We start from the raw sequence: 16,420 nt of genomic DNA, 5'->3' as shown, positions 1-16,420 counted from the left end.
CGCAGTCCTGCGCGGGCACGCTGCCGCCTGCGCGTGCGCCGGCACCTCCCCGTTTCCGGAACGCTGACCATGTCCTCCGCCCGCCACACCCGCCTGTCCGGCCTGGAGCCGTTGCTGCTGACCCCGGACCTGCTGTTCGTCAATGTCGGCGAGCGCACCAACGTCACCGGCAGCGCGCAGTTCCGCAAGCTGATCAAGGAAGAGCGCTACGAGGAAGCGGTGGAGGTGGCGCGCCAGCAGGTCGCCAACGGCGCGCAGATCCTCGACGTCAACATGGACGAGGGACTGATCGACTCGGAGAAGGCGATGGTGCGCTTTCTCAACCTGATCATGTCCGAGCCGGACATCGCACGCATCCCGGTGATGGTCGACTCCTCCAAGTGGAGCGTGATCGAGGCCGGGCTGAAGTGCCTGCAGGGCAAGAGCGTGGTCAACTCGATCTCGCTCAAGGAAGGCGAGGCGCCGTTCGTCGAGCACGCGCGCAAGGTGCTGCGCTACGGCGCCGCGGCGGTGGTGATGGCCTTCGACGAGGTCGGCCAGGCCGACACCTGCGCGCGCAAGGTGGAGATCTGCACCCGCGCCTACCGCATCCTCACCGAGCAGGTCGGGTTCCCGCCGGAAGACATCATCTTCGATCCGAACATCTTCGCCGTGGCCACCGGCATCGAGGAGCACGACAACTACGCGGTCGACTTCATCGAGGCCACCCGCGAGATCAAGCGCACCCTGCCGCACTGCCATGTCTCCGGCGGCGTCTCCAACGTGTCGTTCTCGTTCCGCGGCAACGAGACCGTGCGCCAGGCGATCCATTCGGTATTCCTGTACCACGCCATCGCCGCCGGCATGGACATGGGCATCGTCAACGCCGGCGGCATGCCGATCTACGACGAGTTGGACCCGGAGCTGCGCGAGCGCGTGGAGGACGTGATCCTCAACCGCCGCCGCGATGCCACCGAACGCCTGCTGGAAATCGCCGAACGCTACAAGAAAGCGGGGAATCGGGATTCGGGCATCGGGAATCGGGAAAAGCTGGCGTGGCGTGAGAAGACCGTGCGCGAGCGGTTGAGCCACGCGCTGGTGCACGGCATCGACGAGTTCGTCGAGGTCGATACCGAGGAGGCGCGGCAGCAGGCCTCGCGGCCGCTGGACGTGATCGAAGGCCCGCTGATGGACGGCATGAACGTGGTCGGCGACCTGTTCGGCGCCGGCAAGATGTTCCTGCCGCAGGTGGTGAAATCGGCGCGGGTGATGAAGAAGGCGGTGGCCTACCTGCTGCCCTACATCGAGGCGGAGAAGCTGCGCAGCGGCGACACCGGCAAGTCCAACGGCAAGATCGTCATGGCCACGGTCAAGGGCGACGTGCACGACATCGGCAAGAACATCGTCGGCGTGGTCCTGGCCTGCAACAACTTCGACGTGATCGACCTGGGGGTGATGGTGCCGACCCAGACCATCCTCGATCGCGCCCGCGCCGAGAACGCCGACATCATCGGCCTGTCGGGGCTGATCACCCCGTCGCTGGAAGAGATGACCCACGTCGCCCGCGAGATGCAGCGGCAGGGCTTCTCGATGCCGCTGCTGATCGGCGGCGCCACCACCTCACGCGCGCACACCGCGCTGAAGATCGACCCGCACTACGCGGCGCCGACGGTCTGGGTCAAGGACGCCTCGCGCGCGGTCGGCGTGGCGCAGTCGCTCATCTCGCGCGAACTGCGCGCGGCCTTCGTCGCCGCCAACGACGCCGACTACGCCGAGATCCGCCAGCGCCACAAGAACCGCGGCGACGCCAAGCGCCTGGTCTCGCTCGCGCACGCGCGCGGGCAGCGCTTCGACGGCGGCTGGGACGCCTACACCCCGCCAGCGCCGCGCCAGCCCGGCCTGCACGTGTTCGACGACTACCCGCTGGACGACCTGGTCCCGCTGATCGACTGGACCCCGTTCTTCCAGGCCTGGGAACTGGCCGGCAAGTTCCCGGCGATCCTCACCGACGAGATCGTCGGCCAGCAGGCCAGCGAGCTGTACCAGGACGCACGGGCGATGCTGCAGCGGATCGTGGAGGAGAAATGGCTGACCGCCAAGGCCGTGTTCGGGCTGTGGCCGGCGCAGTCGGTGGGGGATGATGTGGAGGTGGTGGTTGAGGCCCGGGACTCGGGACCCGGGACCCGGGACCCGCAACAGCAAGAAGCTGCCGACAGCCCTGGATTTGCTTCCCCCGGGTCCCGGGTCCCGGGTCCCGAGTCCCGGCACCTCCTGCATTTCCTGCGCCAACAGGTCGACAAGCCCGCCGAGCGTCCGGACTTCTGCCTGGCCGACTTCATCGCGCCGCGCGACAGCGGCAAGCAGGACTGGATCGGTGCGTTCGCGGTGACCGCCGGCATCGGCATCGAACCGCACGTGGCGCGCTTCGAGGCGGCGCACGACGACTACAACGCGATCCTGCTCAAGGCCCTGGCCGACCGCCTGGCCGAGGCGCTGGCCGAGCGCCTGCACCAGCGCGTGCGCACCGAGTTCTGGGGCTATGCCGACGACGAGGCGCTGGACAACGAGGCGCTGATCGCCGAGCGCTATCGCGGCATCCGTCCCGCGCCCGGCTATCCGGCCTGCCCCGACCACAGCGAGAAGCAGACCCTGTTCGCCCTGCTCGATGCCGGTCGCAACGCCGGCATGTCGCTGACCGAGAGCTTCGCGATGCTGCCGACTGCCGCGGTGTCCGGCTACTACTTCAGCCACCCGCAGAGCCAGTACTTCGTGGTCGGCCGGCTGGGCAAGGACCAGCTCGCCGACTACGCCCGGCGCAAGGGCGTCTCGCTGCAACAGGCCGAACGCTGGCTGGCCTCGAACCTGGACTACGATCCGGAGTGAGCCCACGCCGACCGCAGGCGCGCCCCATAGCGCCTGTGTCGCCCCGCGTGCCTTCGAGTCCATCGCCGATGCCCATGTCCACTCCGTCCCCGCTGAAGATCGTGGTCACCGGCAGTGCCGGCCGGGTCGGCCGCGCGATCCATATCCGGCTCGCGCGCGAGCACCGCGTCAGCGGCTTCGACCGGACGCCCTGCTCCACCGCCGACTGGGTCGGCGACCTCGACGATGCCGCACTGCTGACGCGCGCACTGCAGGGCGTGGACGCCGTGATCCACACCGCCGCGCTGCATGCCCCGCACGTCGCGCATGTGCCGGCGGCGCGCTTCCGCCAGGTCAATGTCCACGGCACGCGCCGCGTCCTGGATGCCGCGGCGGCGGCCGGCGTGCGCCGCATCGTGTTCACCAGCACCACCGCGCTGTATGGCGACGCCGCCACTCCCGACGGCAGCGCCGGCTGGGTCGACGAGACACTGACGCCGCAGCCGCGCACCATCTACCACCACACCAAGCTGGAGGCCGAGGCGCTGCTGAGAGAAGCGGCCGACCAGGGCGGGCCGAGCGTGCGCATCCTGCGCATGTCGCGCTGCTTCCCGGAACCGGTCAACGTGATGGCGGCATTCCGCCTGCATCGCGGCATCGACGCGCGCGACGTCGCCGAGGCCCATGCGGCGGCATTGCGGCACGCCGGGCCGGCAGCCGCAACGTTCGTGATTTCCGGCGCCACCCCGTTCCTGCGCGAGGATTGCGCCGAGCTGCACACCGCGGCACCAACGGTCCTGCACCGCCGCGCGCCGTTGCTGGTGGCGGCGTTCGCGCAACGCGGCTGGGCACTGCCGGAACGGATCGATCGCGTCTACTCGCCGCAACGGGCGCTGGACGCGCTGGGCTGGCAACCGCGCCATGGTTTCGCGGAAGTGCTGCACCAGTACGACACGCACGTGCCCGAGGTGCTGCCGCCCAACGACGGGCGCGCCGTCAGCGACTGAGCGCCCGGCGCTGATCGGCACACCGGGTTCGGATGGCGACGCAAGGACGTGCGCCGTCGGCGCGAACCGGAAGCGCCCGGGGTTTTCCCGGCCGGTTCGCGAATCCCGATAAGCACTTGATCGAAAAAGCGAAATTCCTGGGCATCGCGAAACCGGGCAAGGCAGCCCCGCCCCCTGCACGTCGCCGCACGCCCGTTTCGCGAAATCGGCACTTTTTCCTTAGTCCCGGCCGGCAGTTATGCTGAGGGCGGTCGCGCCCTCACGGGCGCGTGGATTGAAACCCGGCCGGCTTGGCCGCCGTTGGCCAGCGGTTCGCGTCGCGCCCTCACGGGCGCGTGGATTGAAACGACATTAATTCAAGCTATCCGGACAAGATGGATAGGGTCGCGCCCTCACGGGCGCGTGGATTGAAACCGGGCGACAGGCTGTGATGGTGGTGCGCCCTCAGACGTCGCGCCCTCACGGGCGCGTGGATTGAAACTCGCCCCTTCGGTCGCCCCGCCATCATCACTCCCAGTCGCGCCCTCACGGGCGCGTGGATTGAAACTCGGTCTTGATGTTGCGAAGGTCAATCTCCCTGGTCGCGCCCTCACGGGCGCGTGGATTGAAACGAGCCAGTAGTCGCCAAGGCGGAAGCGGGTGGACACGGTCGCGCCCTCACGGGCGCGTGGATTGAAACTTGTGGAACTTGGCGACGTAGGCCTCGCGCGCCTGTCGCGCCCTCACGGGCGCGTGGATTGAAACAGGTGCACGCGCTGGGCTTCGATTTCCTTGTATCGTCGCGCCCTCACGGGCGCGTGGATTGAAACGCCCTCACCGACCTGGGCAGCGCCGCGGCGATCAGTCGCGCCCTCACGGGCGCGTGGATTGAAACCGATTGCCGCGGACGTCGCCGAAGGCCAGTACGAGTCGCGCCCTCACGGGCGCGTGGATTGAAACAGGAAGTAGAACAGGTACTGCGCCACTTCACGATCGGTCGCGCCCTCACGGGCGCGTGGATTGAAACCGGATCAGCTCACCGGCACCCTGGCACGTCGGGCAGTCGCGCCCTCACGGGCGCGTGGATTGAAACGCCGCCACGGTCTCGCGGTTGACGTCGGCCAGCGGTCGCGCCCTCACGGGCGCGTGGATTGAAACCCCCACAGGCCGGAAGGCTTGCCCTCCTTGGTCAGTCGCGCCCTCACGGGCGCGTGGATTGAAACCGCCACACGATCACGTCGCCGTCCCGATAGGCCAGGTCGCGCCCTCACGGGCGCGTGGATTGAAACATCGCCTGCCATTGGCCGGATGGGGCGCGCCTGAGGTCGCGCCCTCACGGGCGCGTGGATTGAAACGCCTTTGCCGGCTTGAAGGAGCACACAGCCGACTCGTCGCGCCCTCACGGGCGCGTGGATTGAAACTCGTCCGCCATGTCGTAGCGGACGGTCAGATAGGGTCGCGCCCTCACGGGCGCGTGGATTGAAACCGCCGAGGGTCAGGGCAACGAAGGTGGCAAGCAGTCGCGCCCTCACGGGCGCGTGGATTGAAACGATGTTGAGATAGCGCGCGTGTCGCGCCGCGTCCGGTCGCGCCCTCACGGGCGCGTGGATTGAAACGTCATCCTGGCGCTGGAATCGCTCTGCTCGGCACGTCGCGCCCTCACGGGCGCGTGGATTGAAACAGGTGCGTGTGGACCACCGACGGGGCGCGGTTCAGTCGCGCCCTCACGGGCGCGTGGATTGAAACTAAAGAAGCTGCGCGAAGAGGGGTTTGAGCCATTGTCGCGCCCTCACGGGCGCGTGGATTGAAACAGCGTCATGCGCGGCAGTTCGCCGATCCCGGCCGTGTCGCGCCCTCACGGACGCGTGGATTGAAACCCCGTGCGGGACAGCTATGACAAGTACCAGGTGTCGGTCGCGCCCTCGCGGGCGCGCGGATTGAAACGACGATAAACGGCACCCGTTCTAATAGCATTCCCTCGTCACGTCCTCACCGGCGTGTGGATTGAAACTCCTTGCCGGCAGGGACTCGCTCACGCATGCCTGCCCCGCCATCCAAGGCGCCTGGGTGAAACCGTGCCAGGCACTTGGTTGCACGGAGGCGCGATTCACGCCATCACCGCACCATGGACCTCAGCGCAGCAACACCGAAATGCCGAGGCCGCCCTGCCAGTCCGGGGTTTGCGACGAGAGGCCGCGCAGCACCGACAGATCCAGTTGCACGCGGTTGGCGAACAGCCAGGTGACGCCGCTGCCGAGCGCGCGCATCTCGTCCTCGCCGCCGCCGATGCCGGCCTCGACGTAGGCGCTCAGGGTGTCGCTGGCGTAGAAGGTGTAGCTCGGCGAGACGCTCCAGCCGGAGCCGTCCTCGCTGTCGCTGACATTGCCGTACAGCGCCAGGCTGCGCCCTTCGGGCAGATCCAAGCCGGCACTCACGCCCAGGTCGTGGCGGTGGCCGGCATCGCCATACGGCGCGCGCCCGACCGGCAGGCTGACGCTGCCGAGCAAGGCCCAGCTGACGCGGTCGCTGGCGCTGGGCAACGCCTGCTTCAAGCCGATGCTGGCGTCGCCACCACTGTGCCCGCGCTGGTCCTGCCCGCCGCCGCGCACGCGCTGCCACACCTGGCTGTCGATCGCCAGTTGCAACTCGGTGCGCGCGCTCAGGCCGAACCGCAGCCGGCTGTTGGCGACGTATTCGGTGCTGCGCACGTCGCCGTCGCGGTCGTAGCTGCCATCGAAGAACGCCTGCTCCCAGGCCAGTTGACCACGCTGCAGGGTAGTCGAGGCGAAACCGATACCGGGCCGGTCAAACGCCGGCGCGTCCTCGGCGCAGGCCACGCCGGCAATGCCGCTAGTGGCCGCCAGCAGCAGCGCCCCGCGCAGCAGCACATCGCCGCGGCGGCGCAACTGCGGCCGGCGGCCATGGCGGGTGGCGACGGACGACGGCACCGCCCGCGATCGCTGCGGCGCGAGAAAAGGCAGAACAGGCATGCGCGAACTCCTTGCGATGCGGGAGCGGAGGGCTGCGCCTCAAGGCGCCGGCGGCGAGTGTGCCTGGATCGCCGCAATGTGCGATGTGAAGCCCGGCAGCAGCACCCGGTTGCCGTAGCCGCTGAGGTGATCGGCATCGAAGAACAGCGGGCGCCCGTCGCGGCTGCCGCTGCAGTACTGCGCCTCGCACAGCAGCGGCAACGGATCCCACACCGAGGCATGCGGCAGCTGCGCGGCGATGCGCTGCAGGCTCTGCAGCACCGGCGCACGGTAACGCTCCATGGTCGCGCGTGGGATCGGGATGCCGCGCGCGCAGATCGGATTGCCGCGGTTGAACCAGTCCGAACAGCGATACGGCGGCGCACGCAGCACCGGCTTGGGCGCTTCGAAGACGATACGCACGCCGCGCTGCGCCAAGGGCTGCAGCAGCGCGACCGCAGCCGCTTCGCCAGCGCTGCGCGCGGCCTGCGCCTCGGCACCCTCCTGCTCGGCCATCGCCGCGGTCTCGTCGAACAGGCGGTCCTGATCGGCCAGGCGCAGCACGCGCAGGGCGGGCAGAAACAGCACATCACCGTCGCGCGCGTGCGCGGCGACGTCGGCCAGGGTGCTGCGTTCATAGGCCTGGCAGCCGGGATTGCTGGCCTGCCAGGCCTGCAGGCCGACGATCGGGCAACCGCCGACGCCATACAGCCGCACCGGCATCCCGCTCTGTAGCGCGAAGCGCCGCAGCAGTTCGTTGTAGGCCAGCGCATGCGAGTCGCCGGCCACGAACACCTGGCCGCCGCCATCGCGGTTGGGCAGCGTGCAGGCGCCACGCTCGAACAGCTTGGCGCTGCCCACCTGCACCGGCACCTGACGGGTCTGCAGCACGCACTGCGGAAACTCCCGGCGCAAGCCCTTGGCATAGGCGTACCAGTCCAGCGGATGCCGGCTGACCGTGCTCAGCCCGTAATAGCGCTGGGCGTTCTGCAGCAGCGCATGGGTGCCGCCGGCGAGCAGCACCAGGCCCAGCCCGGCGACGATGGTCCGCGCCGGCGTGCGCGCGCGGCCGATGCGGCCATGCCGCCACGGCAGCTCCACCCAGTGGTACGAGGCCAGCGCCAGCAAGGCGACCAGCAGCAGCGCCGCGGCCCTGGTCGGCGCCGATTCCAGACCGACGGTCCAGCGGAACAGCACGAACACCGGCCAGTGCCACAGATACAGCGAGTACGACACGCGGCCGATCGCCACCGGGACGCGGTGCGCCAGCGCACGCCGGCTCCAGCCGGCCGGAGCGCCATGCAGCAGCGCCAGCAGGCCGAGTATGCCCAGCACCGGCCATAGTCCATCCGGCCACGGCGAATGGCCGGGACGCGCGCACCACAGGCCGACCACCACCGCGGCCAGCGCCATCGCCAGCAATGGCGAACGCCAGCTCCAGGCGCCCGGCGGCGGCGCCTGCGTCCCGGCCTCGAAGCGTCCGCGCAGCGCCAGCACCTGGTACAGCAGCACGCCGCTGCCCAGTTGCCAGAAACGTGCGGTGGTCAGGTAGAACGCGGCCGCCGCATCGCCGGCGTCGCGGCTATGCCGCCAGGCGAACGCCAGCGAGGCGGCCGAGGCCAGCGCCACCAGCAGCGTCGACCACACCCGGCCGCGGCCGCCACGGTTCCAGGCCAGGAACAGCAGCGGGAACAGCAGATAGAACTGCTCCTCCACGCCCAGCGACCAGGTATGCGTGTACGGATTGAATTCGGCCTTGGGCGAGAAGTAATCGTTGCCGGTCGCGGCCAGCACCCAGTTGCTGAGGCCGACGAAGGCCATGCGTCCGGTTTTGGCGCTGGTCTCACTGAGCCAGGACTCGGGAATGAACAGGCCGCTGGCCAGGGCCGTGACCAGCAGGCACACCACCAGGGCCGGCGCGATGCGGCGCAGGCGCCGCGCATAGAACTGCGCGAACACACACAGCTGTCCGGCCGCCGGCAGGCGCTGCAACGACGCGCTGACCACGAAGCCGGAGATCACGAAGAACATGTCCACGCCGGTGAACCCGCCCGGCAGCCATGCCGGATCGAGGTGGTAGGCGATCACCGCCAGCACCGCGATCGCGCGCAGCCCGTCCACGTACGGCAGATAGCCGCCGCCGGCCTGCGCGTGCGGCGGCGTGTGGCCGCGCCCGGCGGCCAGCGTGCCCGTCCCTGGCAGCGCCACGTTTACCAGACCAGGTCGTCGGGGATCTGGTACTTGGGATCGGCGTAGGGGTCTTCTTCTGCCGTCGCGTTCGGATCGACCCGCAGCGCCACCGCCGCCGGGAAGATCGCTTCGGCCTGGTCCAGCAGCGCCGCGGTCACCAGCAGGTAGCGGCCGTTCTGCTGCAGCACGCCCAACTCGCCGGCGTTGAGCGCCTTGAGCTGGTCGGCGGTGACGTAGATGCGCTTGATCTTGCCGCCATAGGGGAAATGGCGGGCGATGTCGGCCTCGGCGTGGTTCAGCGCCTGGCCCTTGAGCAGTTCGTCGAGCTTGGCCCGCGCCTCGCGGCGCAGGCGCGCCTCTTCCTGCTTCTGCCGCTCGGCCTCGATGCGCTCGTCCTTCTCGCGCTGGGCACGGATCGCATAGGCCTTGGCCAGGTCGATGTCCTCGCGGCTGCGCGGCGGCCGCCCCGGCTGCCCGCCCGCGCCCTGCGGCTTGCCCTGACCAGGGCCGTTCCCGTGCGGACGGCCGCGCCCGCCGCCGGGCTTGCCGGCGTTGGGCGCGCCGCCGGGAGCGCGCTCGCCGCGCGCCCCGGCCGGTGCCGGGCGCTGGCCCGGCCGTCCCTGCGGCCGCGGCGCGGCAGGCGGGGCTTTGCGTTCGGGTTTCGGCGCGGGCTTGAAGCCCAGGCCCAGCAACTGCTCGCGGAGGGTATCGCTCATCGGGACGGCATCGGTCGGTTCGGGGGATCAGTAATGCGGCGGCGGCGGTTCGTCGGCCGGATCGGCGTAGAGCGTGCTGCGCACCTTGCCCAGATCTTCGAGCAGGTGACGCAGCAACTCGGCGTTGCGCTGGCTTTCGATACGCGCTTCGGCCAGGGCATCGCTCATTTCCGACAGCGCCTGCTCCTGGAAGGAGAGGCGCGTTTCCAGCTCGATCAGGCGGTTTTCCAGCAACCGATCCTGGGTGGAAAAATCATGCTGCATGGATCGAACGTCCGCGGCCGATGCCGTAGTACGCCAGGCCGAAGCTCTCGATTTCCTGCGGATCGTAGAGATTGCGGCCGTCGAACACCACCGCATCGCCGATCAGCTCCTTCATGCGGGTGAAGTCGGGGCTGCGGAACTGCTTCCACTCGGTGACCACCGCCAGCGCATCAGCGCCTTCCAGCGCGTCGAAGGCATCGTCGCAGAAGTGCAGGTCGGCGCGCTCGCCGAAGATGCGCTTGGCCTCCTCGGTCGCCTCCGGATCGTAGGCGCGCACCGTCGCGCCCGCCTCCCACAGTTGCGCCAGCAGGCGGCGGCTGGAGGCGGCACGCATGTCGTCGGTATTGGGCTTGAAGGCCAGGCCCCACACCGCGAAGGTCTTGCCCTTCAGCGACTGCGCCGCACCGTAGTGGCGCTGGATCAGCTCGTACAGGTGGCCCTTCTGCGCCTCGTTGACCGCTTCCACCGCATCCAGCAGCCTGGGCGCATGGCCGTACTGCTGCGCGGTGCGCGCCAGCGCCTGCACGTCCTTGGGGAAGCACGAGCCGCCATAGCCGGCACCCGGGTAGATGAAGTGCCAGCCGATGCGCGGATCCGAGCCGATGCCCTGGCGCACCTTCTCCACGTCGGCACCGACGCGCTCGGCGATGTTGGCGATCTCGTTCATGAAACTGATCTTGGTCGCCAGCATCGCGTTGGCCGCGTACTTGGTCAGTTCGGCCGAGCGCACGTCCATCTCCACGATGCGGTCGTGGTTGCGGTTGAACGGCGCGTACAGACGACGCAGGCGCGCGGCCGAGCCGGGCTTGCTGCTGCCGATGACGATGCGGTCCGGGCGCATGCAATCGGCGACCGCATCGCCTTCCTTCAGGAACTCCGGGTTGGAGACCACGTCGAACTCGATCGCCTCGCCGCGCGCTTCCAGCTCGGCGGCGATCGCCGCGCGCACCTTGTCGGCGGTGCCGACCGGCACCGTCGACTTGTTGACCACGATGGTCGGCCCCTGGATGTGCTGGCCGATGGTGCGGGCCACCGCCAGGACGTACTGCAGATCTGCGCTACCGTCCTCGTCCGGCGGCGTGCCGACGGCGATGAACACGATATCCCCATGCGCGATGGCGCTGGCCGCATCGGTGGTGAAGAACAGCCTCCGTGCGGCGTGATTGGCCTTGACCATCGGCGAGAGGCCAGGCTCGTAAATCGGGACCACGCCCTTGTTGAGCCCATCCACCTTGGCCTGGTCGATGTCTACGCACACCACATGGTGGCCGACTTCGGCCAGACAGGTTCCGGTGACGAGCCCGACATAGCCGGTGCCGAATATCGCTACGCGCATGTAATCTCCTTTCGGTTATTGAAGGATGTTCAAAAGTTCCACGTCGAAGGTCAACATCGCATCCGGGCCGATCGGGCTGCCCGGCATTCCCTGCGGGCCGTAGCCCAGATTGGACGGAATCCAGAAGCGGTACTTGGACCCCACCGGCATCAGCGCCACGCCCTCGCTCCAGCCCGGCACGACCTGGTTCAGCGCGAACTCGGCCGGCTGGCCGTTCTTGTAGGAGCTGTCGAAGACGGTGCCGTCGAGCAGCTTGCCCTCGTAGTTCACCCGCACCTTGCTGCTGGACGTGGGCCGCGCGCCGCTACCTTCGCGCAGCACCATGTACTGCAGGCCGGACGGAGTGGTGATCACGCCCTTCTGGTTCTTGTTCTGGGCCAGAAAGGCATTGCCTTCCTGCTTGTTCTTGGTCGCCACCGCGGCCTGCTTGGACGCGCCGAAGGCCTGCAGCGTGGCCATCGCCTGCTCCTGGGTCATCGCGGTCTGGCCCTTGGCGAACACCGTGCGCACCGCGCCCATCAGCGTCGGCAGATCGATGTCGTTCTGGATCCGCGCCAGCGACGGACCGACCGCACGGTCGCCCAGCATCAGGCCCACGTTCTCCTTGGACACCGGCGGCGGCTGCGCGCCCGGCGCCATGCCCGGTACCGGCTGGCCGTTGCGCGCGGCCAGCTGCGTGCGCAGCGCGGTGTCGGTGGCCTGGGTCTGCTCATCGGACAGCAGCGGCTTGCCCTGCTTGAAGGCGTTCTCGATCGCGCGCTGCATCGCGTCCACGTCGATGTCCTGGGCGATGGGCTCGAACGAACGCGCCACATCCATGCCGATCGCGTAGCTGACCTTCTGCTTCTCGGTGCTCAGCGTCGTCGCCGTGCTGCCGGCAGCCGGCGCCTGCGCGGACGCGTGACCGGCGACCATCGCCATCCCCACCACCAGCGACGCCACGGCGCCGCGCATTCCCATCTTCATTCGCTACTTTCCCTGGAAGTGAACTGTGAACTGGACGCGCCGAGCTGGCGCAGAAAGAGGCCGGCATTGTCGCATGCGCGGCCGAGATGTTGACCCGCTTTCAGTGCGACGCCGGCTGCGCTTTCAGTTCGCGTTCGATGGCACTGCGCAAGGCCGGATCGTCGGGCGTGACCTTGCTCGGGAATTGCGCGACCACGCGCCCATCGCGCGCGATCAGATACTTGTGGAAATTCCAGCCCGGCGCCACACCGGTGGCCTGGGTCAGTTGCTTGTACAGCGGCGTCGCCTCGTCGCCGATCACGTGCACCTTCTCGAACATCGGGAACTTCACCCCGTAGGTGAGCGTGCAGAATTCCTGGATCTGCTTCTCCGATCCCGGCTCCTGGCCCTTGAAGTCGTTGGACGGGAAGCCGAGCACGCTGAAGCCCTGCGCCGCGTACTGCTGCTGCAGCTTCTCCAGGCCGTCGTACTGCGGGGTGTAGCCGCACTTGCTGGCGGTGTTGACCACCAGCAGCACCTTGCCGCCGTAGGTCTTGTTCAGGTTCACCTTCTCCTTGCCGGCCAGCGGACGGTAGTCCCGATCCAGCAGAGAGCCGGCCCAGGCACTGCCGACGTTGCCGGCAGCGGCCAGGATCGCGAGGAAAAACAGACGCTTGGGAAGTTTCATGGGGCACCGTCGAGAAGAAGAAGGAAGTGGCACGCGACCAGGTCGGAAGTTGGGTCCGCAGCGTGTTGACATGACGTGTAACGGTGTTATAGTTAAATACAACACCACTCACCCAGAGCAGGTCCCACGATGAATCTCAAACGCCTCCAGCGCAGTCTTCCGGCCCTGGTCATCGTCGGCACCCTGCTCTGCGCGAGCTGGATCGGCGCCCAACGCCACCAGGGACGGCCGCTGGATTATGGCGCCAGCACGCCGCACGACGACAGCGCCGCCGGCGCCGCACCTTCCACCGTCCCGGCGGTGCGGCGTCTGCGGGCTTCGCTGTCCGTGCCTTATTTCTCCTTCGCGCGCACCCTGCGCCCACGGAGCTGACCATGAGCGATATCCAATGGAGCGACGGCGCTCCGATCTACCGCCAGCTGAAGGAGCGCGTCATCGCGATGATGCTCGACGGCATCCTCAAGCCCGGCGACGCCCTGCCCTCGGTGCGCCAGGTGGCCGCCGAGTACCAGCTCAACCCGATCACCGTCTCGCGCGCCTACCAGGAATTGGCCGACGAGGCCCTGGTCGAGAAGCGCCGCGGGCTGGGCATGTTCATGACCGAGGAAGCGGCGCAGAAGCTGCGCGGCAGCGAGCGCGAGCGCTTCCTCAACGAAGAGTGGCCTCTGGTGCTGGAACGCATCCAGCGCCTGGGCCTGACACTGCAAGACTTGTTGCCACCGGGGAAAACGCCATGACTGCCGCTGTCGCCGCATCCGAATCCGTCGTCTACGCGCAGGGGTTGCGCAAGACCTACAACAACAAGCCGGCGCTGGCCGATGCGTCCTTCGCCATCGCGCCGGGCCGCATCGTCGGCCTGATCGGCCCCAACGGCGCCGGCAAGACCACCGCGCTGAAGGCGGTGCTGGGCCTGACTGCCGTGGAAGGCGAACTGCGCGTGCTGGGCATGGACCCGCGCAGGCAGCGCGACGCGCTGATGAACGAAGTGTGCTTCATCGCCGACGTGGCGGTGCTGCCGCGCTGGATGCGGGTGAGCGAGGCGATCGACTTCGTCGCCGGCGTGCATCCGCGCTTCGATCGCGCCAAGTGCGAGCGCTTCCTGGCCAACACCAAGCTCTCGCCCAAGCTGCGGGTGCGCGAGATGTCCAAGGGCATGATCGTGCAGTTGCACCTGGCCCTGGTGATGGCGATCGACGCGCGCCTGCTGGTGCTGGACGAACCGACCCTGGGCCTGGACATCCTGTACCGCAAGGAGTTCTACCAGCGCCTGCTGGAAGACTACTTCGACGAACAGAAGACCATCATCATCACCACCCACCAGGTGGAGGAGATCGAGCACATCCTCACCGACGTGCTGTTCATCCGCGACGGCCGCATCGTGCTCAGCGCCGACATGGAGCACATGGCCACCCGCTACACCGAACTGCTGGTGCCGGCCGAGCGCATCGAGGCGGCGCGCGCGCTGCAGCCGATCGACGAACGCGGCCTGCCGTTCGGCAAGTCGGTATTCCTGTACGACGGCGTGCCGCAGGCGCAACTGGCCGCACTCGGCGAAACCCGCACCCCCGGCCTGGCCGACCTGTTCGTCGCCATCATGAAGGGCACCTACGCATGAACGCTCCCGCCAAATCGATCTCTCCCGTGTCCACGTTCAAGTGGCTGCTCAAGCGCGAGTTCTGGGAACACCGCGGCGGTTTCCTGTGGGCCCCGGTCATCACCGGCGGCATCGTCGCCACCCTGTACACGGTGCTGTCGATCATCGGCAGCATCGCCGGCCGCAACCATGGCGGCGGCGTGCATCTGAACGATGTGCAATGGGAAGGCCAGGTCAACAATGCCCACCAGATCATCGGCGCGGTCGGCGACGGCACCATGCTCGCCGGCGTGATCCTGGCCTGCATCGTGGTCGGCTTCGTGGTGTTCTTCTACGCGCTGGGCGCGCTGTACGACGACCGCCGCGACCGCAGCGTGCTGTTCTGGAAGTCGCTGCCGCTGTCGGACACCGGCACCGTGCTGTCCAAGGCCGCCTGGGCGCTGCTGCTGGCGCCGCTGCTGGCGATCGGCATTGGCCTGCTGATCGGCCTGGCGCTGTGGGTGGTCACCGCCCTGACCCTGTCGGTCAACGGCATCCCGCAGAGCACCGCGGTCTTCACCGAATCGCACCCGCTGCGCATCATCGGCATGGTCCTGGCCGCTTTGCCGGTGCAGGTGATGTGGTCGCTGCCGGCGATCGGCTGGCTGATGCTGTGCTCGGCCTGGGCGCGCAGCAAGCCGTTCCTGTGGGCGGTGCTGATCCCGATCCTGGGCTGTGTGATGGCCAGCATGATGGGCATCCTGCCGATGCTCAATGTCAACCACAACCTGATCTGGTACACCGTGGTCTATCGCGGCCTGCTCAGCGTGCTGCCCGGCAGCTGGGGCCCGGTGCTGAACGAGCAGGTGGCCGAGACCCACATCAGCGGCCCGCAGGATCTGGTCAATGCGATCCATCTCGGCGACAGCTGGGTGCTGTTCCGCGACCCCGACATCTGGATCGGCGCCGCGGTCGGCGTGGCCTTCATCGTCGCCGCGATCTACGTGCGCCGCTGGCGCGACGAAGCCTGATCGCACCTCCGTCCCTCTACCCTTTTCTGCAAGGAGTGTCCCGATGCGCAAGACCCTCGCCCTGTGTGCCCTGCTGTCGCTGCCGGCCGTCGCCCTGGCCGACGACTGCAAGTATTCCGAACCGCGCGAACTGAAGCTGGACTTGACCGGCGTCAAGTCGGTGCTGCTGGACATGCAGCAGAACGACCTCAAGCTCAGCGGCGCCAGCGGCGACTCCACCCTGCGCGGCCGCGCCTGCGCCTCCGACGCGGACATGCTCAAGGAGCTGACCCTGCGCCAGCGCCACGACGGCGACACCCTGGTGGTGACGCTGAAGCACGAGGGCAAGATCCACGGCATCAGCGTCGGCAACCGCTACGCCTACCTCAACGTGGCCGGCAGCATCCCGGCCAACCTGCCGGTGCAGCTGCAGCTTGGCTCCGGCGACGCCGAGATCAGCGGCGTGGCCTCGCTCGACGCCAAGGTCGGCTCCGGCGACCTGCACGCGCAGAACATTCGCGGCGCGGTCAGCGCCACGGTCGGCTCCGGCGACATCGAACTGCGCAATGTCGGCAGCGTGGCCCTGCCGACGCTGGGCTCGGGCGACGTCAAGGCCGACCAGGTCGGCGGCGACGTCAAGGTCGGCACCGTCGGCTCCGGCGACCTGACCGTGCACGGCGTGCGCGGCAGCGTGCAGGTCGACAGCGTCGGCTCCGGCGACGTGCAACTGCGCGACGTCACCGGCAATGTCGCGGTGCAGACCGTGGGCTCCGGCGACCTGGATGTCGGCACTGTCGGCGGCAACCTGAGCGTGCAGAAGGTCGGCAGCGGCGACGTCACCCACCGCGGCGTGCGCGGCAGCGTCAACCTGCCCAAGCCGCGCTGATCCTGCCACCCGATCT

At 68.5% G+C, this 16,420-nt stretch carries 14 protein-coding genes and 1 CRISPR repeat array; of the genes, 7 read left to right on the top strand and 7 right to left on the bottom strand.

Annotated features, from left to right (window positions below; all coding sequences use genetic code 11):
• The first annotated feature begins 69 nt into the window (after window positions 1-69).
• Together metH and AC1PMG_RS09010 are read left to right on the top strand one after the other, a co-directional pair.
• On the top strand, window positions 70-2,862 hold the full coding sequence (metH, locus tag AC1PMG_RS09015; RefSeq protein ID WP_481111361.1) for a methionine synthase: 2,793 nt from the start codon (window positions 70-72) through the stop codon (window positions 2,860-2,862).
• Window positions 2,863-2,936: 74 nt separating this feature from the next.
• Window positions 2,937-3,848: an NAD-dependent epimerase/dehydratase family protein gene (locus tag AC1PMG_RS09010; RefSeq protein WP_481111360.1), complete on the top strand. Its 912-nt coding sequence runs from the start codon at window positions 2,937-2,939 to the stop codon at window positions 3,846-3,848.
• 250 nt (window positions 3,849-4,098) lie between these two features.
• A CRISPR array of direct repeats spans window positions 4,099-5,838; the repeat unit is 31 nt; unit sequence GTCGCGCCCTCACGGGCGCGTGGATTGAAAC.
• Window positions 5,839-5,959: 121 nt separating this feature from the next.
• Here the strand turns inward: AC1PMG_RS09010 and AC1PMG_RS09005 are convergent.
• The 7 genes from AC1PMG_RS09005 to AC1PMG_RS08975 form a co-directional block, all read right to left on the bottom strand.
• Window positions 5,960-6,817 (bottom strand): transporter, encoded by an 858-nt coding sequence (locus tag AC1PMG_RS09005; RefSeq protein ID WP_481111359.1) that lies wholly within the window; start codon window positions 6,815-6,817, stop codon window positions 5,960-5,962.
• A 39-nt stretch (window positions 6,818-6,856) separates the two neighbouring features.
• Window positions 6,857-9,004 carry an acyltransferase family protein gene (locus AC1PMG_RS09000; RefSeq protein WP_481111358.1) on the bottom strand — a complete coding sequence of 716 codons (2,148 nt, stop codon included), beginning with the start codon at window positions 9,002-9,004 and terminating at the stop codon, window positions 6,857-6,859.
• 2 nt (window positions 9,005-9,006) lie between these two features.
• Window positions 9,007-9,702 (bottom strand): DUF2058 domain-containing protein, encoded by a 696-nt coding sequence (locus tag AC1PMG_RS08995; protein ID WP_043092168.1) that lies wholly within the window; start codon window positions 9,700-9,702, stop codon window positions 9,007-9,009.
• Between the two features lie 27 nt (window positions 9,703-9,729).
• Window positions 9,730-9,966, bottom strand: coding sequence for a SlyX family protein (locus AC1PMG_RS08990; RefSeq protein WP_017908102.1), 237 nt, complete (start codon window positions 9,964-9,966; stop codon window positions 9,730-9,732).
• Window positions 9,956-11,302: a UDP-glucose dehydrogenase family protein gene (locus AC1PMG_RS08985; RefSeq protein WP_342072003.1), complete on the bottom strand. Its 1,347-nt coding sequence runs from the start codon at window positions 11,300-11,302 to the stop codon at window positions 9,956-9,958. The genes AC1PMG_RS08990 and AC1PMG_RS08985 overlap by 11 nt, the downstream gene beginning before the upstream one ends.
• Before the next feature lie 15 nt (window positions 11,303-11,317).
• On the bottom strand, window positions 11,318-12,268 hold the full coding sequence (locus tag AC1PMG_RS08980; protein ID WP_481111357.1) for an FKBP-type peptidyl-prolyl cis-trans isomerase N-terminal domain-containing protein: 951 nt from the start codon (window positions 12,266-12,268) through the stop codon (window positions 11,318-11,320).
• Window positions 12,269-12,368: 100 nt separating this feature from the next.
• Window positions 12,369-12,935: a glutathione peroxidase gene (locus tag AC1PMG_RS08975; protein WP_481111356.1), complete on the bottom strand. Its 567-nt coding sequence runs from the start codon at window positions 12,933-12,935 to the stop codon at window positions 12,369-12,371.
• A gap of 129 nt (window positions 12,936-13,064) precedes the next feature.
• Here AC1PMG_RS08975 and AC1PMG_RS08970 point away from each other — a divergent pair, with 129 nt between their 5' ends.
• Genes AC1PMG_RS08970 through AC1PMG_RS08950 form a run of 5 tightly spaced genes read left to right on the top strand, consistent with a single transcriptional unit; the run spans window position 13,065 to window position 16,404 of the window.
• Window positions 13,065-13,307 (top strand): hypothetical protein, encoded by a 243-nt coding sequence (locus AC1PMG_RS08970; protein ID WP_010344229.1) that lies wholly within the window; start codon window positions 13,065-13,067, stop codon window positions 13,305-13,307.
• A 2-nt stretch (window positions 13,308-13,309) separates the two neighbouring features.
• Window positions 13,310-13,672 (top strand): GntR family transcriptional regulator, encoded by a 363-nt coding sequence (locus AC1PMG_RS08965; RefSeq protein ID WP_017908106.1) that lies wholly within the window; start codon window positions 13,310-13,312, stop codon window positions 13,670-13,672.
• Window positions 13,669-14,550 (top strand): ABC transporter ATP-binding protein, encoded by an 882-nt coding sequence (locus tag AC1PMG_RS08960; RefSeq protein ID WP_481111355.1) that lies wholly within the window; start codon window positions 13,669-13,671, stop codon window positions 14,548-14,550. Before AC1PMG_RS08965 ends, AC1PMG_RS08960 begins: the two co-directional genes overlap by 4 nt.
• Window positions 14,547-15,539: a hypothetical protein gene (locus AC1PMG_RS08955; protein WP_026144217.1), complete on the top strand. Its 993-nt coding sequence runs from the start codon at window positions 14,547-14,549 to the stop codon at window positions 15,537-15,539. Before AC1PMG_RS08960 ends, AC1PMG_RS08955 begins: the two co-directional genes overlap by 4 nt.
• Before the next feature lie 43 nt (window positions 15,540-15,582).
• A complete protein-coding gene (locus AC1PMG_RS08950; protein ID WP_481111354.1) occupies window positions 15,583-16,404 on the top strand; it encodes a DUF4097 family beta strand repeat-containing protein in 822 nt (273 codons plus the stop codon).
• The last annotated feature ends 16 nt before the right edge of the window (window positions 16,405-16,420 follow it).

The organism is Xanthomonas sp. NCPPB 2250 (genome assembly GCF_056725265.1).
This window is presented reverse-complemented; position numbering and strand designations above follow the sequence as displayed.